This is a genomic window from Xanthomonas sontii, from assembly GCF_040529055.1.
GTDB lineage: Bacteria > Pseudomonadota > Gammaproteobacteria > Xanthomonadales > Xanthomonadaceae > Xanthomonas_A > Xanthomonas_A sontii.
In genome coordinates, this window is sequence record NZ_CP132342.1 from 695,556 (window position 1) to 719,809 (window position 24,254).

The 24,254-nt window shown below is 70.0% G+C and carries 22 protein-coding genes; 9 read left to right on the forward strand and 13 right to left on the reverse strand.

All coding sequences use genetic code 11. The features are described 5' to 3' along the window. Positions 1-296: 296 nt before the first annotated feature. The 4 genes from RAB70_RS02955 to RAB70_RS02970 form a co-directional block, all read right to left on the reverse strand. Positions 297-1,883: a choice-of-anchor Q domain-containing protein gene (locus RAB70_RS02955; protein WP_408068852.1), complete on the reverse strand. Its 1,587-nt coding sequence runs from the start codon at positions 1,881-1,883 to the stop codon at positions 297-299. A gap of 292 nt (positions 1,884-2,175) precedes the next feature. Next, complete coding sequence (locus tag RAB70_RS02960) at positions 2,176-3,726, reverse strand: cryptochrome/photolyase family protein (RefSeq protein WP_148828613.1); 1,551 nt, start codon at positions 3,724-3,726, stop codon at positions 2,176-2,178. A 52-nt stretch (positions 3,727-3,778) separates the two neighbouring features. After that, positions 3,779-3,937: a DUF2256 domain-containing protein gene (locus tag RAB70_RS02965; protein ID WP_017907947.1), complete on the reverse strand. Its 159-nt coding sequence runs from the start codon at positions 3,935-3,937 to the stop codon at positions 3,779-3,781. Positions 3,938-3,972: 35 nt separating this feature from the next. Next, positions 3,973-4,335, reverse strand: a complete 363-nt coding sequence (locus tag RAB70_RS02970; protein ID WP_017916661.1) for a hypothetical protein — start codon at positions 4,333-4,335, stop codon at positions 3,973-3,975. 57 nt (positions 4,336-4,392) lie between these two features. Between RAB70_RS02970 and RAB70_RS02975 the strand changes: the two genes are divergently transcribed. The 5 genes from RAB70_RS02975 (at position 4,393) to RAB70_RS02995 (ending at position 8,239) form a co-directional block, all read left to right on the forward strand. Further along, positions 4,393-5,031: a DUF2199 domain-containing protein gene (locus RAB70_RS02975; RefSeq protein WP_225851604.1), complete on the forward strand. Its 639-nt coding sequence runs from the start codon at positions 4,393-4,395 to the stop codon at positions 5,029-5,031. 124 nt (positions 5,032-5,155) lie between these two features. After that, a complete protein-coding gene (locus RAB70_RS02980) occupies positions 5,156-5,425 on the forward strand; it encodes a hypothetical protein (protein ID WP_225851603.1) in 270 nt (89 codons plus the stop codon). Positions 5,426-5,480: 55 nt separating this feature from the next. Further along, positions 5,481-6,362, forward strand: a complete 882-nt coding sequence (ttcA, locus tag RAB70_RS02985; protein WP_148828612.1) for a tRNA 2-thiocytidine(32) synthetase TtcA — start codon at positions 5,481-5,483, stop codon at positions 6,360-6,362. 112 nt (positions 6,363-6,474) lie between these two features. Then, a complete protein-coding gene (locus tag RAB70_RS02990; protein ID WP_148828611.1) occupies positions 6,475-7,380 on the forward strand; it encodes a recombination-associated protein RdgC in 906 nt (301 codons plus the stop codon). Between the two features lie 67 nt (positions 7,381-7,447). Then, positions 7,448-8,239 carry a M48 family metallopeptidase gene (locus RAB70_RS02995; protein WP_148828610.1) on the forward strand — a complete coding sequence of 264 codons (792 nt, stop codon included), beginning with the start codon at positions 7,448-7,450 and terminating at the stop codon, positions 8,237-8,239. A gap of 729 nt (positions 8,240-8,968) precedes the next feature. Here RAB70_RS02995 and RAB70_RS03000 read toward each other — a convergent pair. From RAB70_RS03000 to hemH, 3 genes are all read right to left on the reverse strand, one after another. Then, positions 8,969-11,164 (reverse strand): methyl-accepting chemotaxis protein, encoded by a 2,196-nt coding sequence (locus tag RAB70_RS03000; protein WP_017907955.1) that lies wholly within the window; start codon positions 11,162-11,164, stop codon positions 8,969-8,971. 227 nt (positions 11,165-11,391) lie between these two features. Next, entirely contained in the window at positions 11,392-12,234 is an 843-nt protein-coding gene (locus RAB70_RS03005; protein ID WP_148828609.1) for an alpha/beta fold hydrolase, read from the reverse strand. Beyond that, positions 12,231-13,190 carry a ferrochelatase gene (hemH, locus tag RAB70_RS03010; protein ID WP_017917087.1) on the reverse strand — a complete coding sequence of 320 codons (960 nt, stop codon included), beginning with the start codon at positions 13,188-13,190 and terminating at the stop codon, positions 12,231-12,233. The genes RAB70_RS03005 and hemH overlap by 4 nt, the downstream gene beginning before the upstream one ends. A gap of 167 nt (positions 13,191-13,357) precedes the next feature. Here hemH and RAB70_RS03015 point away from each other — a divergent pair, with 167 nt between their 5' ends. From RAB70_RS03015 to tatC, 4 genes are all read left to right on the forward strand, one after another. Then, on the forward strand, positions 13,358-14,257 hold the full coding sequence (locus RAB70_RS03015; protein ID WP_148828608.1) for a YSC84-related protein: 900 nt from the start codon (positions 13,358-13,360) through the stop codon (positions 14,255-14,257). Positions 14,258-14,382: 125 nt separating this feature from the next. Continuing rightward, positions 14,383-14,613: a Sec-independent protein translocase subunit TatA gene (gene tatA, locus RAB70_RS03020; RefSeq protein WP_017907959.1), complete on the forward strand. Its 231-nt coding sequence runs from the start codon at positions 14,383-14,385 to the stop codon at positions 14,611-14,613. Between the two features lie 15 nt (positions 14,614-14,628). Further along, on the forward strand, positions 14,629-15,168 hold the full coding sequence (gene tatB / locus RAB70_RS03025) for a Sec-independent protein translocase protein TatB (protein ID WP_043093764.1): 540 nt from the start codon (positions 14,629-14,631) through the stop codon (positions 15,166-15,168). After that, a complete protein-coding gene (gene tatC / locus RAB70_RS03030; protein ID WP_017907961.1) occupies positions 15,165-15,905 on the forward strand; it encodes a twin-arginine translocase subunit TatC in 741 nt (246 codons plus the stop codon). Before tatB ends, tatC begins: the two co-directional genes overlap by 4 nt. A gap of 147 nt (positions 15,906-16,052) precedes the next feature. Here tatC and RAB70_RS03035 read toward each other — a convergent pair whose 3' ends face one another. From RAB70_RS03035 to RAB70_RS03060, 6 genes are all read right to left on the reverse strand, one after another. Further along, positions 16,053-16,952, reverse strand: coding sequence for a BPSS1780 family membrane protein (locus RAB70_RS03035; RefSeq protein ID WP_148828607.1), 900 nt, complete (start codon positions 16,950-16,952; stop codon positions 16,053-16,055). A gap of 48 nt (positions 16,953-17,000) precedes the next feature. Beyond that, positions 17,001-17,771, reverse strand: coding sequence for a glutamine amidotransferase (locus RAB70_RS03040; RefSeq protein ID WP_081613595.1), 771 nt, complete (start codon positions 17,769-17,771; stop codon positions 17,001-17,003). Positions 17,772-17,896: 125 nt separating this feature from the next. After that, on the reverse strand, positions 17,897-20,596 hold the full coding sequence (locus tag RAB70_RS03045) for a bpX6 domain-containing protein (RefSeq protein ID WP_148828606.1): 2,700 nt from the start codon (positions 20,594-20,596) through the stop codon (positions 17,897-17,899). Beyond that, positions 20,589-22,442: a hypothetical protein gene (locus RAB70_RS03050; protein WP_017917093.1), complete on the reverse strand. Its 1,854-nt coding sequence runs from the start codon at positions 22,440-22,442 to the stop codon at positions 20,589-20,591. Before RAB70_RS03050 ends, RAB70_RS03045 begins: the two co-directional genes overlap by 8 nt. Further along, the gene (locus RAB70_RS03055) at positions 22,439-22,852 is read right to left on the reverse strand and encodes a hypothetical protein (RefSeq protein ID WP_017917094.1); all 414 of its coding nucleotides are present in this window, start codon (positions 22,850-22,852) and stop codon (positions 22,439-22,441) included. Before RAB70_RS03055 ends, RAB70_RS03050 begins: the two co-directional genes overlap by 4 nt. After that, entirely contained in the window at positions 22,849-23,970 is a 1,122-nt protein-coding gene (locus tag RAB70_RS03060) for an AAA family ATPase (RefSeq protein ID WP_026143883.1), read from the reverse strand. The genes RAB70_RS03055 and RAB70_RS03060 overlap by 4 nt, the downstream gene beginning before the upstream one ends. Positions 23,971-24,254 lie beyond the last annotated feature (284 nt).

The window sequence follows — 24,254 nt, forward strand, 5'->3', positions numbered from 1 at the left end:
AACGACTTAGCATCGAGTGGTGGCCTGATCAACCTGGCCCACGATCGCCGTGGCGAATGGTCCGCCTTGACCGCGCCGATTGTCGCAAGTGTCAGCTTGTTGAATATTGTGGTGCGCGTTGCCTGATCCAGAAGCAAGCCTACAGGCCATGGCTCGTCGCCGTGGCTGCCGTTCTGGTTGTGGTGTTCTCATGCTCCACGCTCTGCTCATCCGGATGAAGGGCGCCAGATCGCGTAGTCGCACCGGCCAAGCCGGTGCGACCGCGCATTGCCGTGCACTTACGACGGCAGATCGACTTACTTGACCTCCACCGCGCCCAGGTCGCACACCGCGGTATTGCGAGGATTGCCGCGCTGGTCGATGGCGGCGCAGCCACTGCCTGCATTCAACGCCGGGCTGTTGGCCGCGGGCAGCTGGGTGAGCGTCGGCCCGCCGTTGCTGGCCGGGGCCGACAGCAGCGGATCGGCCGCTTTCACGTTGCCCGCGGCCAGACAGGCGTTCGGCCAGACTGCGCCCTTGGCCGAGTACTCGATGAGGTTGTTGCCGGTGTTGCTCTGGTTGTTGCAGAACACGCGCTCGGTCTTGGAGTACAGGATGCTGTTGCGGAGGTCGAACTTGTCGCCGAACAGCGTCACCCACGGCGTGTTCTCGGCGAAGGTGACGTTGTTGAAGCGCACGCTGGGGCTGCCTTGGTCGCCGTTGGCCGGCTGCCAGCCGACATGCTGGATGGCCGCGCCCACGCCTTTCGCATAGTTGCCGTAGAAGGTGCTGTTGCTGACGTCGCAGGCGCCGTAGCAATCCAGGTACAGCGCGCCGGCGTTGCCCTGTTCGGCCTTGTTGGACAGGAAGCTGGTCTCGGCGACGTTGATGGTGCCCGGCGTGGTGATGGCGGTGCCGGCATGCGAGGTGTCGGTGAAGCCCATGCTGATGCGCGCGCCGCCGCCGGGGCCGCCGGTGGCGACGTTGTTGGCGAAGGTGGAGTACTTCACATCGATGGTGTCCGGCGCGTACGCCCACAACGTGGCACCGCCGGAGCCGTTGGCGGCGACGTTGTTGCGGACCACGGTGCCGCACACCGCCAGCGTACCGCCACTGCCGACGCCGCCCTTGAGATAGCCGGCCAGCGATGCGCCGTCGGTGTCGATCGCCCCGCCGCCGCCGAAGTTGCCGGCATCGGGGAAGCCCTGCGGCGCATTGATCGCCTGGTTGTTGGCGAATTCCGAACCGACGATGGTCAGCCGGCTGAGCTGGGTGTACAGCGCGCCGCCGAGCCAGGAACTGTTCTTGTAGAAGCCGCTGCGGACGATGGTCACCTCGGCGTCGCTGCCGGCGAAGATGGCGCCGCCGCCGATGCTGCTGCGGTTGGCCAGGAACTGGCTGTTGATGACTTCCAGCTTGCCGCGGTAGCCGACCTTGATCGCGCCGCCGCCCCAGGTGCCCGGGTCGTAAGCCTGATTCGATGCCGGCTGCACGGAGCTGCCGTTCTGCAGTTTCAGGTTGCGCACCGACAGCGCGCTGCCGGCATTGACCAGCAGGATCCGGGCGGACTGGCGGCCGTCCAGGGTGATCCTGCCCTGGCCGTCGATCACCGTGGGCGTCGTCGCCGCGATGACGATCGAACGCGCGACGGCGATGCTGGTCGGCTTGCTGCCGCAGTTGAAGGTGATGTAGCCGCCTTGCGCCGCAGCGGTGGCCAGCGCACTGGCGGTGCAACTGGCCTGCGTGCCGTTGCCGACCACGGTGGTCGCGGTCGGCAGCACCCAGGCCTGCGGCACGCTGCATTGCGGCGCGGCGGGGACGGCGGCGATCGCCGTGGCGGCGGTCATGAGAGCGAGGACACCCAGCGCGCGTGCGCTGGTGGTGAGGGAGAGCGTCGTGGTCATGATCATGCTCGATAGGGTTGCGGGGGAACAACACGACGTGCGACAGTCATCCAACTGTCATCCACGTCGCTGACACCTCGAGTGCAACCGGCGGCCTGCGCCGACCGGCGGCATAGGGTGCTTGAGCGCGTGTCGATCGGCCAGAACGCAGGTAGCAGATCGCGCGATTGCGTGCGCCGCGCATGCGACAGGGTGTCGATGCGCAGCATGCGGCACGCTTTGGGTGCGTCGCAGGACACATTCCTGCATAGCGTCCAGCCGCTGCGAATGCGCGCGAGTCGCCTGGCCCGCGCTACAGCGTGTCCAGACCTTCGCGCAACTGCTGCGCCTGTGCGCGCAAGGCCTGCAGTTGCGTGGCCGGCAACTTGCCCAACTGGCGGTAGACCATGTCCAGGCGACGATTGCGCCCTAGCGTGTCCTGGTGCCGCGCGAAGAAGTCCCAGTACAGCGCGTTGTACGGACAGGCACGCGCGCCGGTCTTCTGCTTGCGGTCGTAGCGGCAGCCCTGGCAGTAGTCGCTCATGCGGTCGATGTAGGCCGCGCTGCTGACGTAGGGCTTGGTCGCGAGCAGGCCGCCGTCGGCGAACTGGCTCATGCCCACGGTGTTGGGCAGTTCGACCCATTCGAACGCGTCGATGTAGACGCCCAGGTACCAGCGATGCACCGCCGCCGGATTCAGGCCGGCGAGCAGGGCGAAGTTGCCGATCACCATCAGCCGCTGGATATGGTGCGCGTACGCATCCTGCAGCGATTGGCCGATGGCGTGCTGCAGGCAGCGCATGTGCGTGTCGCCGGTCCAGAACCAGGCCGGCAGCGGCGTGTCGTGGCCGAGCGCGTTGCGCGCTTCATAGCCGGGCATGTGCGCCCAGTAGATGCCGCGCACGTACTCGCGCCAGCCCAGGATCTGCCGCACGAAACCTTCCACCGCCGCCAGCGGCGCGGCGCCAGCGCCATAGGCCGCCAGCGCGCGCTGCACCACTTCCTGCGGCCGCAGCATCTTGGTGTTGAGGGCGAAGGAAAGCTGCGAATGGAACAGGCGCGGACTGCGCGTGCTCATCGCATCCTCGTAGCGGCCGAAATGCGGCAGGGCGTCGACGATGAACCGATCGAGGCAGGCCAGCGCCTCGGCCCGGTTCAATGGCCAGCGCACCGCCTCCGCCTGCGGTTGGCCGAAGCTGGCGACGCCGGCGGCCTGGATGCTGGCCCACAGCGCGCGGTGATCGTGGGTCGGGCGCGCGTCGGGCGGCGGCGGTGGATCGCCGGGCCAGGGCTGGCGATTGTCGTGGTCGTAGTTCCACTGCCCACCCTCAGGCGTGCCGTCATCCGCCAGCAGGATCCGGTGGCGCTTGCGCATGTGCCGGTAGAAATGCTCCATCAGCCACTGCCCACGCCCTCGGAAAAACTCCGCCACTTCGTTGCGGCGCGTGTAGAAGTGCGCGCTGTCCACCGCCTCGGTGGCGAAGGCCTGCGTCGCCCCCCACTGCCGCAGCTGCTGGTCCAGGCGCCATTCGTCCGGATCCTGATACTGCAGGCGCTGCGCACCGTAGTGCGCCATCAGCGCCTCGAGATTGGCGGGGATGGACTGGCGGTTGCTGGCGTCATCGATCTCCACGTAGCGCACGCGATGGCCCGTCGCCCGCAGCTGGCGGGCGAAATCGCGCATCGCGGCGAACACCGCCAGAATCTTCTGCGCATGGTGCAGGACGTAGTCGGTCTCCTGCCGCACTTCCATCAGCACATAGACCACGCCGGGATCGCGCACGTCGAACCAGGCGTGCTCGGGATCGAGCTGGTCGCCGAGCACCAGGCGCAGGGTGTGGGCGGTGGAGGGCACCGGACTCATGCAGGGCGGCACGCCTGCTGGCATGCGGTGGGCCAGCGCACGGCCCGGCAGCTCAGGGCGCCTCCGGCGCGCGCACGCGCTTGCGTTCGCCACGGCAGCGGTCGGAACAATACTTCACCTCGTCCCAGACCTTCTCCCACTTCTTACGCCAGCGGAACGGCCGGCCGCAGTGAAGGCAGGGCTTCTCCGGCAGATCGTGTTTCTTGCGCATGTGCGATCCGCAGTTCGCTCAGGGGTCGCTGTCGCTTACGGCTGCGCCGGCCACTCGCGGAACACCACGCAGACCGTGGTTGGGTCCAGCATCGCGAACTCGCGTGCGCCCCAGGGCTTGAGCGCGACGGTACGGCAATTCGGATGCAGCCACTGCGGCGCACGTGCGGACAACTCGGCATAGATCGTGTCGATGCTGTCGGTTTCGATGCCCAGTTCCGGCCGGTCCTTCGCCGCCCACTCGGCGTTCTCCACCAGATAGGCCTTGGCGCCGTCGCGTGCGATCACCGCCATCGTGGCGTCCTGGTACAGCACCTGGAATCCCAGGCCGCCGACGAAGAAATCCAGCCCGTCCTGCATGCGCGCGTAGAAGATCTTGGGGATGAGGTTCTTGAACATGGGGCGACCTTGCGTCGGTGACCGGTGGCGAGTGTAGCGGGCCGGTCCCGGCACGGCATGACGACAAAAACAGGGGCGCCGGATGCCTGCCGCGCGCCGAGGCTGGCGATGCCGCAGGCGGCTACACTGGCCAGCCTTCTTGCCGTCTCGCCCCCAGCCATGACGTTCCGCTTCACCTGCAGCGCCTGCGATCAGGTCCACGAAGGCATGCCCGGCTTCAGCGTGGCGGCGCCGCTGAGCTATGCGCTGATTCCGGAGGCGCAGCGCGCCACTCGCTGCGAGCTGGGCTCGGACGATTGTGTGATCGATGAGGCTCACTTCTTCGTCCGCGGCTGCATCGAGATCCCCGTGCATGGCCACGCCGAACCGTTTTCCTGGGGCGTGTGGGTCTCGCTCAGCGAAGCCAGCTACCTGCAGTGGGTCAACTGTTTCGATCAGCCGCAGCGTGCGCATGTGGGGCCGTTCTTCGGGTGGCTGAACACACGCCTGTCGCCGTATCCGGAGACCGCCGGTCTCAAGACGCAGGTCCATCTGCGCAACGACGGCATTCGCCCATGGATCGAACTGGAGCCGACCGCGCACCCGCTCGCAGTCGAACAGCGTGAAGGGATCTCCGAGCAGCGGGTGGCCGAACTGTTTGCGCTGATGACGCACACATCCATCTCCGTTGCGACGGACCAGGGGACGACGCCATAACGCTGTCGTCGGTGTGGATGTTTGTGGGCCGCGGGCCGCGTTTCCGTCCGGTGTAGCGGAGGCGCCGAGCCGCGCGCGGCTCCGCGGCGGTACGCTGACCCAAGACCCCGAATCGGAGCAGCACATGGGATATGAGTATCGCCTGACGTTTGCCGACGCCGATCCAGCAAAGACACGGCAAGCCATCGGCCAGCTGCCGGGCGTGGAAGAGGCGGCCGCGCGCGATGCCGGCGCCGCCGCGCTGGCACGACCGATGCCGGACGCAGTGTTCTGGTGCACCGCAGACGGCCTGTCCTTTTGCGCGAACACCAGCGAGGGACTGCGCTGCCTCGGCACCGTCATCGCCCGCCTGACCAGCACGTTCGGGACGGTCGAGGTGGCGGAACTGGAATGACCGGCAACGCCGATCGCGCGCTGCTGCGCCAGCCGCGCCGACTACACTACCGCCGATGACCTCGCCCCTGCCCCTGCCCCTGCCGCCGCTGCACCCGCTCGCCGATCCCACACCGCCTGCCGCCCGCAACGCCGCGGCGCTGGGCAAGCGCCTGTGCCGGCAGGTCGGCCAGGCCATCGCCGATTTCGGCATGATCGGCGCCGGCGACAAGGTCATGGTGTGCCTGTCCGGCGGCAAGGACAGCTACACCCTGCTGGACATCCTGCTGCAGTTGCAGCGCAAGGCGCCGGTACCGTTCGAGCTGGTGGCGGTGAACCTGGACCAGAAGCAGCCGGGCTTTCCCGCCGACGTGCTGCCGGCCTACCTGCGCCAGCGTGGCGTGCCCTGGCATGTGATCGAGCAGGACACCTATTCGGTAGTCACCCGGGTGGTGCCGGAAGGCAAGACCCTGTGTTCGCTGTGTTCGCGGCTGCGCCGCGGCGCGCTATACCGCTACGCGGCGGAGAACGGCATCACCAAGATCGCGCTGGGCCACCACCGCGACGACATCGTCGCCACGTTCTTCATGAACCTGTTCTTCCACGCCAAGCTGGCGGCGATGGCGCCGGTGCTGCGCAGCGACGATGGCCGCCACGTGGTGATCCGGCCGCTGGCCTACGTGCGCGAGGACGATATCGCCGCCTACGCACAGACGCAGGCCTTCCCGCTGATCCCCTGCACGCTGTGCGGCAGCCAGGAAACCCTGCAGCGCCGCCAGGTCGGGCAACTGCTGCAGCAGTGGGACCGGGAGCATCCGGGGCGGGTGGAGCAGATCGCCCGCGCGCTGGGCAACGTGCATCCGGCGCAACTGGCCGACCGTGCGCTGTTCGACTTCGCCGCGCTCGGCGGCGCCGCCATGGCGCCGGCCGGTGCCTGGGCGGACGACGCGCCGGGCTGACCCACCTCGCTGAACCGCCCGATGCGGTACCCGGGCGGGCACGATGCGACAATGACCACCGCTCCCCGGCGCACGCCGCCGGACCGTTCCGTTTCCTTCCGCTGGATGCTCGATGTTCTTTCGCAATCTGACCCTGTTCCGCTTTCCCACCACGCTCGATTTCTCCGAGGTCGAAACGCTCCTGCCGGAGGCCCAGCTCAAGTCGGTCGGCCCGCTGGAAATGAGTTCGCGTGGCTTCATCTCCCCGTTCGGCCGCGACGAGCAGGAAGCGCTGTCGCACCGCATCGCCGACTTCCTGTGGCTGACCGTCGGTGGCGAGGACAAGATCCTGCCCGGCTCGGTGGTCAACGACCTGCTCGCGCGCAAGGTCGCCGAGATCGAGGAGAAGGAAGGCCGGCGCCCCGGCGGCCGCGCGCGCAAGCGGCTCAAGGACGACCTGATCCATGAGCTGCTGCCGCGCGCCTTCGTCAAGTCCTCGCGCACCGACGCCATGCTCGACCTGCAGCACGGCTACGTCGCCGTGGACACCTCCAGCCGCAAGACCGGCGAGAACGTGATGTCGGAGATCCGCGGCCTGCTCGGCAGCTTCCCGGCGCTGCCGCTGAATGCCGAAGTGGCGCCGCGCTCGATCCTGACCGGCTGGATCGCCGGCGAGCCGCTGCCCGAAGGCCTGAGCCTGGGCGAAGAATGCGAGATGAAGGATCCGATCGAAGGCGGCGCGGTGGTCAAGTGCCAGCACCAGGAGCTGCGCTGCGACGAGATCGACAAGCACCTGGAAGCCGGCAAGCAGGTCACCAAGCTGGCGCTGGTGCTCGACGACCACGTGTCCTTCGTGCTCGGCGACGATCTGGTGATCCGCAAGCTGAAGTTCCTCGACGGTGCGGTGGACCAGCTCGAGCATGCCGACCAGGACGGCGTGCGCGCCGAACTGGACGCGCGCTTCGCGCTGATGAGCGCCGAAGTGCGGCGCCTGTTCCTGTTGCTGGAAGCGGCGCTGAAGCTGAGCAAGGCCGACTGATGCCGCGGCGCAAGCGGGTGCACGCGGCTGTCACCGTGCGCACCCGTGCCGGCGGTATGCTGTGCCCATGCCCGATCTGCTCCGTCGCCTGATCGCGCCGCCCCCGGCGGCCGTCGAACGCGACCTCGTCCGCTTCCGCCTGGACGAGCGCGAGGTCGAGGTGCTGCGCGTGCGCGACCCGCGCGCGCGGCGCATCAAGCTCAGCGTGGACGAACGCGGCGCACGCCTGACCCTGCCCCTGCGGGCCAGCCTGATCGCCGGCGAGCGCTTCCTGCTGGAGAACCGCCAGTGGCTGGCGCAGCAGCTCTCGCGCTATGTCGCCGCCGAGACGCTGACGCCGCTGCGCCCGGGCGAGGCCGGCGAACTGCCGCTGCGCGGGCAGTCGCTACCGGTGGCCTGGCACGACGCCCGCTACGCGCGCATCGAGGTCGCCGACGGCGTGGCGCACCTGCACCTGCCGCCACGCGGCGGCGACGCGGCACTGCGCCGCGCGCTGCGCGATTTCTACGAAGCCCAGGCCCGCGCCGACGTCGGCCGCTGGCTGCCGCAGTACCTGCCGTCGCTGCCGCGCGCCCCGCGTGCGGTGCGCTACAAGGTCATGTCCTCGCAGTGGGGCTCGCTGGCGCCCGACGGCAGCATGGCGCTGGACCTGGCGCTGGTGCTGGGACGCCCCTCGGCGTTCGAGTACGTGCTGGTGCACGAACTCTGCCACCTGATCCAGGCCAATCATTCGCCGGCGTTCTGGCACGAAGTGGAAGCGCGCTTCCCCGACTGGCGCGCCGAGCGCACCTGGTTCCACCAGCACGGTCGCCAGCTCAAGGCGCATCTGCGCTGGCTGCTGCGGCCGGATCGCGACTGAAGGGTCCATCCACGAACGGTGGGAAACACTCGGTAGAAGCAGCTTTCGCCGCGATGCGCGCGCTCGGCAAAGCGCATCGCGGCGGAAGCCGCTCCTGAAGGACAGGCTGCATCCGACAGATCGGCTTGGGCGAGAGCACGTTCGTCGAAGCGCTCGAAGACGCTGCGGCGGGTGCGCCCGGACCGCGGCTGAACACCGAACATCGTGGCGCGATCGACGGCTGCGGCGAGGCTGCGCTCGGGCGGCGAATCGGGCACGCATGCTGCGCTGCGGCACGACATGGCGCAAACAGGGATGCGAACAAGGGGGAATGAGCAGGCGGGTGGGCACGCCGATGCGGTCGCATCGCGGTGTGTTGGCCCAGCGCTGCGGAAGCAGAACTCCATGCAGCGCCCGGCAGGCCCCCTCTCCTCCCGCCTACCGCGAATCAGGCGCGACCTCCGGCGCCAGCGAGGCGGTACGGTCCGTGCGGCACTACGCCGGCATGTCAGGACGCCGGGATCGAGCCGCGTACACAGGACGTATCGCGTCTACGCCTGTTGACGGCAGGCGTGGGCGCAACTTAAGCGAAAATTTTTCTACACACAAGCTTCACGATGGGTGTGTAGGGAACACACCTACAGGCCTGTCCGCATGCCCCCGACGTGGGTGCGTTCGGCGTGGCGATGGACGCCGTCGCGGTCGTCAACCGCACTGCCCGCGGCGCCCCGCCCTGCGAACGCTTCCGCATCAGGCGCTGCGCGCATAGTCGAAGCCGGCTGGCGCAGGCTGGATCGCCAGCACCGGCAACGCCTGCTCCGGCAGCGGGACCGACGGTGCCGCATCGGCCAGCCGGAACACCGCCACCGCCTCGCTCAGACTGCCGGCCTGCTGCTCCAAGGCGCGCGATGCGGCCGTGGCCTGCTCCACCAACGCCAGGTTCTGCTGGGTGCTGCGGTCCATCTGCGCCATCGCCTGTCCGACTTCGTCGATGCCGGCGGCCTGCTCCTGCGAGGCCGCCGCAATGCCCGCCATGAGTGCATTGACCTCGTCCACCGAGGCCAGCACGCGCCCCATGGTGCGGCCGGCGTCGTGCACCTGCGCCGAGGCCACCGCGACCTGGTCCACCGAGGCCTCGATCAGGCGCTTGATCTCCTTGGCCGCATCGGCCGAGCGCTGCGCCAGCGCGCGCACCTCGCTGGCGACCACCGCGAAGCCGCGGCCCTGCTCGCCGGCACGCGCGGCCTCCACCGCGGCATTGAGCGCCAGGATGTTGGTCTGGAAGGCGATGCCGTCGATCACCGCGATGATCTCGCCGATCTTGCGCGAGGCCGCTTCCACGCCCTGCATCGCACCGACCGCCGCATCGATCGAAGCACCGCCCTGGCCGGCCACGGTCGCCGCGGCGTCGGCCAGCTGGTTGGCATGGTGCGCATGGGTGGCGTTCTGGCGCACGGTGTCGGTCAGGCGCGCCGCCGCACGGGCGGTGCGCTCCAGCGTGCCGGCCTGTTCGGCGCTGCGCTGCGACAGGTCCTGGTGGCCGCCGGCAATGGCGCCGGCCTCGGCATCGATCGCTGCGGCCGCGTGCTGGATGCCGGCCACGATCGCTGCGAGCTGGTCGGCACTGGCGTTGGCGTCGTCGCGCATGTCGGCGAACACGCCATGGAAATCGCCGTGCATGCGCACGCCGAGGTCGCCGCTGGCGATGGCGCGCAACAACCCGGACAACTCGCCCAGGTTGCCGTCCACCGTCGCCATCAATTGGTTGAGGCTCTCGAGCATGATGCGGAAATCGTGCTGGTGCGCGCCGAGATCGGCACGCGCGCTGAAGTCGCCGGCCGCGGCGGCCTCGGCCAGATGCCAGATGTCGCGGCTGAGCGTGCCGAGGTTGGCCTTGATCGCATCCATCGCCTCGGAGATCGCGGCCTGCTCGCCGGGCAGGCGCGGCATGTCCTCGCTGAGATCGCCGATGGCGTAGCGCCGCATCAGCGCCACCATCGACTGCGCGGTGCCCACGTGCAGGTCGACCAGCGCATTGGCGTCGCGCAGCAATTGGCCGTAGTCGCCCGGGAAGGCGGCCGCATCGCCGCGGCAGGCGATGGCGCCGTCGGCATGCCGTTGCGCCATCCGCCGCTGCTCGGCCAGCACCGCGCGCAGTTGGGTCTGCATGGTCTGCATGCTGCGCAGCAGCTCGGCGGCCTCGTCGTTGCCCTGTGCCGGCAGCACCGCGTCGAGTTGGCCGGCGGCGATCGCCGCGGCCACGCGAGTACCTTCGCGCAGCGGCCGCACCAGGCTCTGGGTGATGCACCAGCCCAGCCACGCACTGACCGCCAGCAGCAAACCGCCGCCGAGCAGCAGCAACCAGCGCGCGCGGGCCATGGTGGTCACCGCCTGCGCATAGGAGCCGTCGCTGAGCGTGCGCAGGTGCGCGGCGTTGCGCTGGATCGCCTGCTGCCACTGCGCCAGCAGCGGCTGCAAGGTGTACAGGTGCAAGGTCTGCGCATCCAGGTTCTGGTTGTCGGCGGCCATCGCCAGCACCTGCGACTGGAACGGCTGCACCTGCACATAGGCCTTGTCGATCGCCGCGCGCAGCTGCGCGCCGGTGCGGTCGGCCGGGTCCAGGCGCAGCGCGAACAGCTTGCGCCGTGCCTGCGCGTAGTCGCGCTGGGCCTGGCCGATCGCGCGCACCACCGCCTGCTTCTCGTCGGGGTTGGTCAGGATGACGTCGTTGAGCAGGCCGATCTCCAGCCGCGCCTGCGCCGCGACCATGGCGTTGGACAGGCGGATCTTCTCCATCTTGTCCAGGGCGATGTCGTCGAGCTGCTGGCGCGCCAGCGCCATCGACGCGAGGCTGGCCACGATCAGGGCGCCGCAGATCAACAGCAGGGCAGCGAAGGCGAAGGTCAGGCGTGGGCCGACCCGGTAGCGGCGAAGGAGGCGGATCATGGAAGCGCGGCGTCAGGGCGAAAGGTGCGCGCTACGCTGTACGCCGAAGTTTTCCGAACCGCGACGGCACGGCGACAACATGTCGAACTGTGACGCCGCGAAAGGAACAATTGCGGCGGCCTGCGCAGCACCGGCGCCCACTGCGTCGCAGTGTGCGTGCGCGATGCCCGGATGCGATGGTCGCGGCGGCGCAGACGCACGGCGACGCGGTCAGCGCCGCGTCTGCGTCAGAGGAAGCCCTGCAGCAACGCGGCCACCGCCGCCGGTTGTTCCATGTGCAGATGGTGGGTGCCGGGCAGCGTGAGCACGCGGCCGTCGCGCAGGCACGCCGCGCGCGTCAGGCGCAGCGACTCGGGCAGGATGTCCTGCGCCGGATCGGCGAACACCACCGCGGTCGGGCACTCGATGCCGGCCAGCAGCGCCTGCATCTGCGGCTCGGTCGGGCGGATCGCGGTGGGCAGGGTCAGCCGGCGGTCGCTGCGCCACACGTAGCCGCCATCCACCGCGCGCACGCCGCGTTCCACCAGCAGCCGCGCGGCCGGCTCGCTGAGCTGGTTGGCCAGCATCCGCGCCCGCACCGGCGCGGCCAGATCGGGAAACACGCGCAATGGCGTGGCATTGGCGCGGCGCGTGCTGGCGACGCTGTTGCGCAACCGTTCCACCGCGCCCGCCTCGCTCTCGGCCAGGCCGCCCAGCATCTCGATCGCCACGAACTTCTCGATACGCTGCGGCGCCGCGGCGGCCAGCAGGCTGGCGATGGCCGCGCCCATCGAATGGCCGATCAGCACGAAGCGCTCCCAGCCCAGCGCATCGGCCGCGTCCAGCACCGGGTGCAGGGCGCTGGCCAGCAGGTATTCGGCACCATCGGGCAGGTCGCTGCTGTGGCCATGGCCGGGCAGGTCCAGCATCACCAGGTCCAGCTGCGGCAGGTGCCGGCTCAGCGGCACGAAGCTGGCGGCGTTGTCGAGCCAGCCGTGCAAGGCCAGCGCCTTGGGCCCCTCCGGGTCGCCGCTGCGCAGTCCGGCCAGCGCGCCCACCCGCGACGGGCAGGCAAAAGCACGCAAACTCATGCCGCGCGGGCCGCCAGCTGCGCCAGGGCACGCGCGTGCGCCGGGGCGTCGTTGAGACAGGGGATGTAGCGCACCTGCATGCCGCGTTCGGCGCAGGTCTCGACGAAGCCCATCGCCACTTCTTCCAGGGTTTCCAGGCAGTCGGTGGCGAAGCCGGGACAGAGTACGTCCACCTGCTTGACCCCCTGCCCGGCAAGCTCCCACAGCCGCGGCTCGGCGTACGGGCGCAGCCAGCGCTCGGCGCCGAAGCGCGACTGGTAGCCGAGCTCCCACTGCCCGGCCTCCAGGCCCAGCGCAGCGGCGATCGCCTGCGCGCTGGCTTCGCAGCGCTGCGGGTAGGGATCGCCGTTGTTGGCCACGCGCTGCGGCAGGCCGTGGAAGGAGAAGAACAGCCGCTCGCCGCGGCCATGCTGCGCCCAGTGCGCACGCACGCTGTCGGCCACCGCCGCGACCCAGGCCGGATCGGTCGGGTAGTCCTCGATCAGGTGCACCGGCAGCTGCGGATGGCGCGCCTGCCAGGCCTGCACCACGTCCTCGATCGAGGCGGTGGTGGTGGTCGAATACTGCGGGTACAGCGGCAGCACCACGATCCGGCGCACGCCGGCATCGCGCAGCGCGTCCAGGGCCGGCGCCAGGGCCGGCGCGCCGTAGCGCATCGCCCAGGCCACGCGGTGCCCGGGCAGCTCGCGCTGCATGCCCTCGGCCAGGCGGCGGGTGTACACCGCTAGCGGCGAGCCGTCCGCCAGCCACACCTGGGCGTACTTCTCCGCCGATTTCGGCGAACGCCGCGGCAGGATCACCCAGTGCAGCAGCGGCCACCAGAACAGGCGCGGGATCGCGACCACGCGCTTGTCGCCAAGGAACTCGGCCAGATAACGGGCGACCGCAGGCGCGGTCGGCGCCTCGGGCGTGCCTAGATTCACCACCAGGATGGCGGTCTCGGGTGCGTCGGACATGCGCGCATTGTGGCAGAGCGCGCGCGCTGCGGCGTGTCGATCCGTTCGATCGCGGCGATCGACGGCGCCTGCATGCGGTGCCGGCACCACTCATTGCCGATTCATTGCCCTGTGACTAAGTTCAAGGACTTGCAGTATCTTGCTGCGGACCTATTTCGGAGCCCGCCATGCCCCTCCTGCCGCGCCTCGCCCTGTTGTTGAGCACCCTGTTGTTCGTCGGCCACGCCGTGGCCGGACCGGAAGAGGACGAGCGCGCCCGCAACGCGCTGCGCGTGCTGACCGACATCCAGAAGATTCCCGAGCAGGCCATCCCCGACAAGCTGCTTGACGAGGGCCGCGCCATCGTGGTGATCCCGGATACGCTCAAGGCCGGCCTGGTGATCGGCGGGCGCCGCGGCCACGGCCTGATGTCGGTCAAGCGCCCCGACGGCACCTGGTCCAACCCGGTGTTCGTCAAGCTCACCGGCGGCAGCATCGGCTTCCAGGTCGGCGTGCAGTCCTCCGACGTGGTGTTGGTGTTCCGCAACGACCGCAGCCTGGACAACATCGTCAACGGCAAGTTCACCCTCGGCGCCGATGCCGGCGTCGCCGCCGGCCCGGTCGGGCGCAACGCCGCCGCCGCCACCGACGGCCAGCTCAAGGCCGAGATCTGGTCGTGGTCGCGCGCGCGCGGCCTGTTCGCCGGCGTCGCCCTGGATGGCGCCGCGCTGCAGATCGACGATGCCGCCGACCTCAACGCCTACGGCAGCAACACCACCCCGCGGATGATCTTCGAGGGTCGCACCACCAACCGGCCGTCCAACGACATCGTCGCCTTCCGCGACAAGCTCGAGGAAGCCACCTACGCCGCGCGGCAGAGCCGCGGCACCGACAGCAACGGCAGCCCGGGCGCCGCCCCGGCACCGGCGGCCATGCCGGCGCCGCAGGCCACGCCGGAACCGACCGCCGCGCCCGACGCCGCTGCCAGCACCGTCCCCCTGCAGGGCCAGGCGCAACCGGCGCAGCAGGGCTTCCAGCCGGTGTCCGACGGCGAGATCCGCACCGAGAAGCTCGACGGCGATCGCTGAGCGCGGTTCCCAACGCCACCTGTCCATCCCGTCGTGCAGGCATGCCTGCACGTCCGGGAAAGGTAACGCGGCGCGGCGCGGTGCGTTATCCTGCGGGTTCCTCACGACTTTTCTGCGAGCGGATCATGGGCAGTTTTAGCATCTGGCACTGGCTGGTCGTGCTGGTGATCGTGCTGGTGGTGTTCGGCACCAAGCGGCTGACGAGCGGCGCCAAGGATCTGGGCAACGCGGTCAAGGAATTCAAGAAAGGCATGCGCGACGACGACAAGCCCGCCGGCCAGCTCGGCGACGAGACGCGCAGCAGCAGCGAGCCGTCCCGCCAGACCCAGGCCGAACGCGACCGCGACGCGCACTGACGGGACCCCGCCGGCGTGTTCGATATCGGATTCAGCGAACTGCTGGTGATCGCGGTGGTGGCCCTGGTGGTGCTCGGTCCCGAGCGCCTGCCCAAGGCGGCGCGCTTCGCCGGATTGTGGGTGCGCCGCGCCCGCGCGCAGTGGGACTCGGTGAAGCAGGAACTGGAACGCGAACTGGAAGCCGAGGAACTCAAGCGCAGCCTGCACGACGTGCAGAGCTCGCTGCGCCAGGCCGAGACCCAGTTTCGCGATGGCAGCGAGGAGCTGCAGCGGCAGACCGAGGCGCTGCGCCGCGAGATCGATCCGAACCCACCGGTGCCGCCTGCCGACAGCGCGCCGTCGACCGTGCCGCCAGCGACAGCGGCCGCAATCGACGCCCCGACTGCGCACACTCCCGAGACGGCCACGCCCCTGCCCACGCACTCTGCCGCGACGGTGCCCGCCGCTTCCGTGGTGCCGGCCGCCGCGCGCGGTGCCGCCGCACCGCATCCGGCGTCCACCGCCACGGCGCATACCGGCCAGCCGCCCTCCATTGATCCGGAGGCGCCGCGATGAACGTGGAAGCCGAGAGCAGCCTGATCGAACACCTGATCGAACTGCGCGCGCGGCTGATGCGCGCGCTGATCGGCCTGGGCGTGGTGGTGGTGGCGCTGCTGCCCTTCTCCAAGCGCCTGTACTCCTGGCTGGCCGAGCCGATGCTGGCGCAGTTGCCGGTGGGCCAGAGTGTGATCGCCACGCACCCGGCCGGCGCGGTCATCGCGCCGCTGAAGCTGGCGTTCTTCCTGGCCCTGTTCGTGTCCGCCCCCTGGCTGCTGTACCAGGCCTGGGCCTTCGTCGCCCCCGGCCTGTACCAACGCGAGAAGCGCCTGGCGCTGCCGCTGCTGGCCTCGGCAGTGCTGCTGTTCTACCTCGGCTGCGGCTTCGCCTACTTCCTGGTGCTGCCGGCGGTGTTCCACTTCCTGACCACGTTCAAGCCGGACGTGATCCAGCTCACCCCCGATGCCGGCGCCTACCTGGACTTCGTCCTGGCGATCTTCTTCGCCTTCGGCGCCAGCTTCGAACTGCCGGTGGCGCTGGTGATCCTGGCCCTGCTCGGCTGGGTGACCCCGCAGCAACTGCGCGAGGGCCGCGGCTACGCGGTGGTCGGCATCTTCGTGCTGGCCGCGGTGCTGACCCCGCCGGACGTGGTCTCGCAGCTGATGCTGGCGATCCCGATGTGCCTGCTGTACGAGCTGGGCATCATCGCTGCAGCGGCGGTGACCAAGAAGCCGGGAATCGAGGCACGGGAATAGGGAATCGGAACAGCGGTTCGCTGCATACCCACCATTACCACGCGGCTTGACGGCAATCTGCCGCACACAGCAAAACGGCCCCGAGGGGCCGTTTTGCTGTTGCTGTGGCTCTTACGATTCCCGACTCCCGATTCCCCAATCCCGGCGCTACGCCACAAAGACGTTGGAGGGCGGCGGCGGCACAGCCGGCGCCGCATCCCCGGCGTGCACGAACATCTGCTTCCAGGCCGCGTACACGATCCCGGCCAGGACCGGCATCAGCAGCGCCATCAGCAGCAACTGCGCGGCCAGCGCGGCCACGGCGGTGCCGACGAGGAGCTGCAGCACCAGCATCACCACGGTCAGCGCGAAATAGAACGCGAACATGGCCAGGAAGGCGAGGACGAAGAACACCAGCATCGCCGGCAGGTTGTGCAGGCAGGCGCGCAGGCCGTGCCCGATGGCGGCGATACCGTTGCGGCCGTCGAACATCACCTGCGGCGCGAACAGGAACAGGGTCAGCGCCACCGCCACGAACCCGACCGCCACCAGCATCAGCCACAGCAGGATGCGCAACGCCGGCAGGGTCGCGACCAGTTGCTCCACCTGCAGCGGATCCGGCTGCGCGCCGGACTGGCCCAGCTCGTTGAGCTTGTTCATCACCGTGGTCAGCTGCATCCACCCGTCCGGACCGATCACCACCACCGCCAGCAGCGCCAGCGCCAGCCCGACCACCACCTGCGGCAGCAACGCCACCAGCAGGTTCGGCGTGCGACCGCCGTGCAGGCCCTGCAGCAGGTGCGCCGGCTCGGCGCTGCGGCCCTGGTCGACCTCGCGCACGGCCCACACCAGCCCGCCGAACAGCAATGGCCCGGCCAGCCCCATCAGCAGTTGCGCCAGCATGCCCAGGGTCGGGTTGAGCACGCCCAGGAACAGGGCGATCAGCGCCGCCAGGCCCCAGATCAGTCCGAGCCGGCCCAACGCCCACGGCGCCCGCCGCAGCAGGGACATGCCGGCCAACAGCCATTCCGCGCCGGCCGAGGCCGGCAGCTTGCGAATCTCGATCATTGCCAATCCGAAGTGGGGGACGCCGTACAGCGGCGGCGACTGCACAGATTATCGCGGTTTTGCCTGGCCGCTGCTGTGCTGCCCGCGTGCGTGCTGAACGAAGCGCCGCAACAGTTTGCGTGCCAGCGGTGCGGCGCTGACCTCGCGGGCGATGGTACGGGCACAGCGTCCGGCGCTGCGTAGACAGTCGGCACGCGCCTGCACGTAGCCGCGCATGTGGTGGGTGGCGAACTCCGGATGGAACTGCAGGCCCCAGGTCGCCTCGCCCCAGCGGAACGCGTGGCACTGGTCCTGCGCCGAGTGCGCCAGCACCGTGGCGCCGGACGGCGCGCGCAGCACCGTCTGCAGATGCGTGGCATGCGCGGGGAAGCGAGGCGGCAGGCCGGCGAACAGCGGATCCTCGGCGGCGGGCGGGTGCAGTTCGATGTCCACCGTGCCCGATTCGCGCCCGGCCGGGTTGTAGGCGACCTCCCCGCCCAGCGCGTGCGCCAGCAACTGGTGGCCGTAGCAGATGCCCAGCAGCGGCGTGCCGTCCTCGGCGGCTTCGCGCAACCAGGCCGCCGAGCGTTCGCTCCACTCGGCCCGGTCGGTGACGAACGCCGCCGAGCCGGTGACGATCACCCCGGCAAAGTCGCCCCTTGCCGGCAACGCCTCGCCGGCGGCGACGTTGGTCACCACCGTCTCGCGCTCGGCCAGGCCGGCGGCGACGCGGATCCAGTGCGGGAAGCGTCCGTAGCGCCGCATCGTCGCCACCGGCTCACCGGTTTCGAGGATCAGGAAGGGCGCAGCACGGCGACGGACGGGAGAAGCGAACGGCATGGTGGGATTCTAGACGCCGTCGCCGTGGATTGTTCAAGGCCGCGCGGCGACGGCGGCATAGCCATATAACTGGCGATCATGAGGCGATGTGGGCCTGTCCGGAGACAAGACGCAACGCCGCCGGTTTAGTGCAGCGACAGCGCATGCGCCAGCGCCAGCGACAGGTCGATATCCAGCAGGCGGCCGTCCTCCGTGAACAGCAACAGGTGCCCCGGCTGCTCGCGCGCCTGCAGGGACAACCCGCTCGGTAACGCCAGATCGGCAATGCGATCGCCGTCGGAGAAGCGAACAATGAAGTAACGGCTGGCCTGATCCAGACGAACGCCAGCCAGCATCCCGTGTTCGAGCGCGACGAAGCGCGCATCGACCGTCTCCGATGGCATCGGCGGCAGCACGCACACGCCCCGGGCGTTGCCATTGCGGAATACGAAGGCATTGGCCCCGTCCTCGTTCACCTCCAGACGTGGTTGCTGCATCCCGCCCAGGCGATGTGGCATGACCGGCACATCAGGCTGCAGGACGATGTCATCGCGCCCGCGCAGGCGCCTGTGCGGCAGCATGTACGTCCACTCCTGCAAGGTCTCGGCGGTACGCACCAGGAACACCTCGCAGTCCTCGAAAAAGGCGGCGGCGACGATCGAACCTGGCAGGTCACCGACGTGCCACAGTACCTCCATCAGCCCCTTGCCGACGTCGATGACCAGAATGCGGCCGTCCACCACCACGGTCCAGCCAGTCCCGATGAGGGTAGGCGCGGCGAACTGCAGGGCCAGTGCGCCGAGTTCGATGCTGCTGCGGGTGGTCAGGTCGAGCCGCGCGATCCGCGAGACGCGCTCGCGCGGCGCCAGCGCCAACGCGACCTGCCCGCTGGCCGCGAGCACCAACCGATACGCCGGCACCGCATAGTGCTGAACCACCCGTCCATGGGCATCAAGGACGGCCGCGCCGGCCTCGCCCAGAGCGACCAGATACTGCCGGTCGGGCAGGACTGCGGCGTCGTGGATTCGCTGCACGCCGGCGGCAGGCAGCGCCAGCGCCAGGGGGCTGCGCAGGCGCCAGAAGGGCGTCGGCTGGCCCGCCTGCGCGACGCGCCACGGCGGCATGTCGCTCTTCAGGCAAGGATCGGCCGCCATTTTCAGCAGGCGCTCCAGATCGCTGCGCCCCAGACCGTTGCGGCCGGCGCTGCAATCGGCGGCGACGGCGGGGAGCACGCAGGCGGCCAGACGCCGCAATGCGGCGCTGTTGCCGCCGATCGCCAGCAAGGCATTCGCCAGCGCCGCGCGCGGCTGCGGGTCGGCCGCAGGATCGACCAACGCCTCGATCTTGTCGGCGTACTGCTGCAGCGTGTCCGGCAACAGGCTGGCGCGCTGCACCAGGGCGCGGGCCGACAAGGCAGCGCCGGCCTGTTCTGCGGCCAGCAACCATTGCAACGCGAGATCGCGTGCCTCGCGCAGCGGCCAGACCACCTCGACCGCTTCCAGCCAGTCGCCGCTCTCGACCAGGGCGTGGCCCCATTCCAGCCGCAACTGCGCCGCCAGCGCCGGATGGGCGCCCTGCAACTGGCTGACTGCGTCGGCGAAGGCGCGGTCGCGCCGGGCAACCTGGGTCGCACGGCGGACATCGCCGCCCAGCATCAGCAGCCGGATGATCAGGGCCGGCGGCATCTCCCAACCCATGGCCAACTCGGCCGCCTGCGCGTGGCGCCCATGCTCGACCAGGTAATCCAACGCCTCCTGGCGCGCATTGAGCAGTTCGGCCAGGACGAACACCGCTTCGTCGATCCGGCCCTTGCGGTTCAGCGCGGCGAACGCCTCACGGTACATGCGCCGCAGGTGCGTGGTCAGATCTTCGCCCAGGTCCAGGCTGGCGCCCTGCCCGATCCGTCCCGAGAGTTGCAGGCTCTCGCGCCGCTCAGGCGTACCGAACGCCTGCCCCAGCGACTGCCCAGTCGCATCCACGGGCAGGGCATTGCGCAAGGCTTCGTCCAGGTCGCCGCGGTCGAACATCGCCATCATCCGGCGCAGGTAGGCACCATGCCGATACCCGATCAGCTTGCCTACTCGGCTGATTGCGGCCAGCCGTGCGAGGGTATCGCGCCAGGCACTGGGCCGCCGCTGCGCGCGCTGGCGTGCGGGAATACCGCCACTGGCCGCCGCCGGCACCCTGATCCCCGACCCCGGCAGCCAGCGCGCCAACAAGGCGACGACGGCGCCGAGCATGCCTTCGCGCACCGCCGCGATGCCGTCGCGCAGCGCATCTGCCGTACGCGCACCGGCCATCGCCCGCAGGAACGCCTCGCCTTCCGCGCTGCGTGGAGGGATGGCCCGACCCAATACACTGCGCACGTCCTTTCCCTGCAACTGCGCCACGTCCAGCACCGGCGACGCGACGTGGCAATTGAAGGGCTCAAGTACCCGGTAGGCGTCCAACGCGATCGCCTCGGACAGGTCCAGCACCTCGCCCTGGGCGAAGCGCAGCCCCACCACGGCGGCGCCGGCGACCAGGCCGATTTCCATGGCCGGCAACGCGGCCCGTTCCTCGTCCGTCAACGGTGCCGAGTACAACGTCCCGTGCAGGCGGCGCATGGGTACCTCGCCCATCGTTTCGCACTGCAGCGGCTGCGCGCGGGCGAAGCACAGCATGTCGCCGGCCGCGAACCGATAGGCCCGGCAACCAGGGTGCCAGGCGGCCAGCATACGTGCCGTTCGCACCGGCGCCGGCAGCACGTCGGCGGGCCACCACAGCGCGTCCAGCGCCTGCCATCCGCGCCACATCGGGTCGCGTACCGCGGCGGCGGCGGACGCGGCCTGCTTCGCCTCAGTCATCACGGTCGTCCCCGCGCTGTCCCTGCGCCTGCAGCAGTACTTTGCCTCCGCCCTCGCCCAAAACACGCAGTTGCCCAGCCAGATCGACCAGAGCAACCCCGCTACCGTCCGGCGCCACCGAGGCGGCGCTGATGTCGTTCGATGCCTGGTACACGATCTCCTGGCCCTGTTCGCCGATCGCGATCACGGTGCGTCGGTCGGGGCGCAGCAGCAACAGCCGGCTGCGCTCTGGACGCTGCGGATCCTGTACCGGACCCAGCAGCTTCGCGCCTGCCGGCAGGCGCAGTTCCAACTCGGAAAAGCCGTCCTGGGGTCCGCCCTGGTACAGGCGGCAGATACCGCCATCGTCGTGCTGACCGGGGTACTCCAGGCACAACGCGCCGCGCCAATGGCCTTCCCGCACCTGTCCGCGGACCAGCAACCGGACCGGACGCGCCGGCACCGCCAACTGGGTCAGCAGTTCGATATTGCCTTCGCGGTGCAGGTAGTTGACACGTAGGCGGTCGTCTTCGCAGCGGGCATACAACAGACGCTGCCCGTCGATCTGCTGCATCGCCAGTACCCGATCGTCCACCTGGACATGCGCGGGCATGTCGCGTCCGGGGCGCGTGCTGGCGTTGGTCCAGGACAGCAGTCGCCCAGCGGCGTCCAGGATCACCACACGCTGCGTCTGCGATTTGCTCGCTCGCAGCCAGGCGCAGTGCAGCCAGGACGCGGCGCCGGGCGCAGCGGCGAACGCATCGGCCGGCGGCCGCGCGACGGGCTGGAACCACGGCATCTTCCAGAAGTACAGCCCGTCGTGCACGGCGGCCACGCCAGCCAGCTCCTTGTTGGCGATCACGCCGCACAGCAACTCGCCGCTGGCCGGCCAGGCGCTGTAGCGCGGCTTGGCCTTCTTGCGCCTGCCCTCCTCGCGGAGCGTGAGCAGCACCGCCTGATGGGTCCCGGCCAGCGGCAGCGCCAGATGCCGGCCATCGATACTGAACAGCGGCGGTTGCCGCAATGACAAGCGGCCGTTCAGGGATTCGGTCGCGACCACGGCCCCGGGCATGGCCAGCGGCGCCGGCGCCAGCAGGAACTCGCCGCGCAGCAGCCGCGAGGCGCGGCCTGCGTCGGGCAGGCCGAGCGTCAGTTGGCGATGCGCCCGTGGCGTCCTGACCGACACCGACAGCCGATCGTCGAAGCCGTGCCGGATTCGGACCTGATGGTCGCCGCGGCCGGGCGCGACGTCGCCGGCGGTCATCCACCAGCACTCGATGGCCGCTTGGCCATGGCCGGCGAGATGGCGCTGCCAGGCGGTGTGCTCGGTCTGCGTCGCCAGCGCGTGAGTCCGCGCCTGCAGCAGCGCGCGCAAGGCCTCCGCGCTCGCCTCCTCATGTACCTCGCCCGGCCGCTGCAGCACGCCCCAGGCGAAGCGCGCGCCGGCCGCTTGCGCGCGCCGCGCCAACAGGATCCACATCGCCACATGCAGCAGGCGCGGCGCGCCGCGTTGCGCCGGGCCAGCGTCGAACAGCGCCAGGACCAGCGCGTCGCTGCGTGGGCGGGCGAGCTTGGGCGCCAGGAACAGGTGTTCGTAGTGCGCGGCGCGGCGCAGGAATTCGTCGGGCAGCAGGTCGGCCACCGCCCATTCGCTCAGGACCAGGCGTTCGTAGGGACCGCGGCGGCGCAGATCGTCGATCCCGTCCGGATCGGCGACACCGCGCTGCATGCGCGCCGCGCCGCGACCGAGCAGCGGATCCAGCCGCAGCAGCCAGTCGCCGACCATCGCCGCGATGTCCGCATCGAACCACGCCAGCCACGCATGCCATGGCTGCAGCGCCGGCGGCAGCGGAAATGCCGCATTCATACGGCCCAGCGCCTGCGGATCTGCTCCAGCACCGCCGCACCGGCCGGCAGCAGCCGCTGCAGCGGCACCAGCACCGACGGCGTGCGCAGCAGCAACCAGGGCGCCCCCGGATGACGCCGCGCCACGGCCTGGGCTAGCAGATCCAGCGGAATGTCCGGGCACTGCGTCGTCGGCAGCCACAGCGCCGGCGCGGCCGGACGCGGCGCGATGTACTGCCCCTCGTCGATCCACGGCAGCGCCGCCTCCGGACCGGTCACCACCACCAGGTCGGCGGTCGCCGCCACCATCAGCACGTCGGGCTGCGCGCTGCGCGCGACACACGCCAGCAGGCGCTGCGCGCGCTGCCTGCCCACGCCGACCACGCCCTGCGGCGGCGGCGGTGCAGGATCGTCCTGCCACCCCCAGGTCATGCGCTGGCGCCGATCCACTCGATCAGGCGCGCGCGCTCGACGGCCAGCAGTTCCGGCAAGGAGGCAGCGGTGAAGTTGGCATCGATCTCGCGCAACACCGCTTCGGCGCCGGGCGCATCGACCGCACCGGCATCGGCCAGACAACGCTGGGCGGCTTCCAGCAGCCGCGCTACCCGGGACAGCGGCTGCAGTGCCGCCTGTTCCGCGGCGGCACGCAGGGTCGGATTGGCGGCCAGCGCAAGGGTCTCGCGCAGCGCGTCCTGCGCGGCGGCCTGCGATTCCCGCGTCGGCATCACATAGAACAACGGCCACAGGTCCGCTTCGGCCGCGACGCTACGGCCGGCCAGCACCGCCGCGGCCGCCACCAGGCGCTGGGTCTTGACGATGCGGCGGTCGGATAGCGCCAGGCCGGCGGCGCGCAGGGTCCGGATCGCCTGCGCCAGCAGGCAGCGTGCGTCGTCCATCCGCACCTGCCGGACCTGACCGGCAAGAATGTCCAAGTCGGCCAGATCGGCCGCCGGCACTACCGCGCTGCGCTCGACCTGCCAACCGCCGGCCAGCAGCGCTTCCAGTTGGTGGTCCGGCACCGCGTCGACGAACACATGCAGCAGGAAGCGATCGGCGAACGCCGCCAGCGACTCGTCATCCGGCAGCGCATTGGCCGCGCCCACGCAGATGCGCAGCGGGCAGGCCAGATCGGTATGGCCGCGGCGGAAGCGGCGTTCGTTCAACACCCCCAGCAAGGTATTGAGGATGGCCGTGGAGCCCAGAAATACCTCGTCGAGAAACGCGACGTCCGCCTCCGGCAGCATCCCGGCGACGTCGGTTTCGACCACGCCCTCGCGCAACTTGCGCAGATCGACCGGGCCGAACAGTTCCGACGGCTCGGTGAAGCGGCCCAGCAGATACTCGAAGTAGCGACCGCCGAGCGCGGTGGCGACGCGCCGGACCACCGCGCTCTTGGCGGTGCCGGGCGGACCGACGATCAGCAGATGCTCCTCGGCGATCGCCGCCAGCACCATCAGTTCGGCGAGTTGATCGCGCTCGATCAGACCGGTGGTGGCGGAACGGACGGCCTCGCGGACGCGGGCGGCGGCAGATGCGGTGGTGGTGGACATGCAGGCGATCGGCAGGGTGCGCCGTGCGTGGCGGTACACGCCACGGCAAACAGGACGGAGGGTTCGAATGCACTCTAGAACAATCCGATGACGGCGAACACCGCGACCGCCGCACTGCGTGCGATGGCGGCGCGCGTTCCTGGTCCTGGCCCGACGACGACGGGCGGCAATGGTGCGACCGAGGCGGTGCCGCGCATTGCCCTGCGTGGATCGCGCTGACGATCTGGCACGGCACGCGGCCAGGTTCCGATGCACCGGCAGCGGCTTCCCGCCCTCTTCAGCGC

Bases quoted from the DNA above. Each gene is read 5' to 3' on its own strand.
- RAB70_RS02995 (WP_148828610.1), top strand. From the start codon at position 7,448: ATGCCCGATCTGCTCCGTCGCCTGATCGCGCCGCCCCCGGCGGCCGTC.
- RAB70_RS02965 (WP_017907947.1), bottom strand. From the start codon at position 3,937: ATGCGCAAGAAACACGATCTGCCGGAGAAGCCCTGCCTTCACTGCGGC.
- RAB70_RS03060 (WP_026143883.1), bottom strand. From the start codon at position 23,970: ATGTCCACCACCACCGCATCTGCCGCCGCCCGCGTCCGCGAGGCCGTC.
- ttcA (WP_148828612.1), top strand. From the start codon at position 5,481: ATGACCTCGCCCCTGCCCCTGCCCCTGCCGCCGCTGCACCCGCTCGCC.
- RAB70_RS03000 (WP_017907955.1), bottom strand. From the start codon at position 11,164: ATGATCCGCCTCCTTCGCCGCTACCGGGTCGGCCCACGCCTGACCTTC.
- tatC (WP_017907961.1), top strand. From the start codon at position 15,165: ATGAACGTGGAAGCCGAGAGCAGCCTGATCGAACACCTGATCGAACTG.
- RAB70_RS03040 (WP_081613595.1), bottom strand. From the start codon at position 17,771: ATGCCGTTCGCTTCTCCCGTCCGTCGCCGTGCTGCGCCCTTCCTGATC.
- tatA (WP_017907959.1), top strand. From the start codon at position 14,383: ATGGGCAGTTTTAGCATCTGGCACTGGCTGGTCGTGCTGGTGATCGTG.
- RAB70_RS02975 (WP_225851604.1), top strand. From the start codon at position 4,393: ATGACGACAAAAACAGGGGCGCCGGATGCCTGCCGCGCGCCGAGGCTG.
- RAB70_RS03055 (WP_017917094.1), bottom strand. From the start codon at position 22,852: ATGACCTGGGGGTGGCAGGACGATCCTGCACCGCCGCCGCCGCAGGGC.
- RAB70_RS02970 (WP_017916661.1), bottom strand. From the start codon at position 4,335: ATGTTCAAGAACCTCATCCCCAAGATCTTCTACGCGCGCATGCAGGAC.
- RAB70_RS02955 (WP_408068852.1), bottom strand. From the start codon at position 1,883: ATGACCACGACGCTCTCCCTCACCACCAGCGCACGCGCGCTGGGTGTC.
- RAB70_RS03035 (WP_148828607.1), bottom strand. From the start codon at position 16,952: ATGATCGAGATTCGCAAGCTGCCGGCCTCGGCCGGCGCGGAATGGCTG.
- RAB70_RS02960 (WP_148828613.1), bottom strand. From the start codon at position 3,726: ATGAGTCCGGTGCCCTCCACCGCCCACACCCTGCGCCTGGTGCTCGGC.
- RAB70_RS03045 (WP_148828606.1), bottom strand. From the start codon at position 20,596: ATGACTGAGGCGAAGCAGGCCGCGTCCGCCGCCGCCGCGGTACGCGAC.
- RAB70_RS02980 (WP_225851603.1), top strand. From the start codon at position 5,156: ATGGGATATGAGTATCGCCTGACGTTTGCCGACGCCGATCCAGCAAAG.
- RAB70_RS02990 (WP_148828611.1), top strand. From the start codon at position 6,475: ATGTTCTTTCGCAATCTGACCCTGTTCCGCTTTCCCACCACGCTCGAT.
- RAB70_RS03050 (WP_017917093.1), bottom strand. From the start codon at position 22,442: ATGAATGCGGCATTTCCGCTGCCGCCGGCGCTGCAGCCATGGCATGCG.
- RAB70_RS03005 (WP_148828609.1), bottom strand. From the start codon at position 12,234: ATGAGTTTGCGTGCTTTTGCCTGCCCGTCGCGGGTGGGCGCGCTGGCC.
- hemH (WP_017917087.1), bottom strand. From the start codon at position 13,190: ATGTCCGACGCACCCGAGACCGCCATCCTGGTGGTGAATCTAGGCACG.
- RAB70_RS03015 (WP_148828608.1), top strand. From the start codon at position 13,358: ATGCCCCTCCTGCCGCGCCTCGCCCTGTTGTTGAGCACCCTGTTGTTC.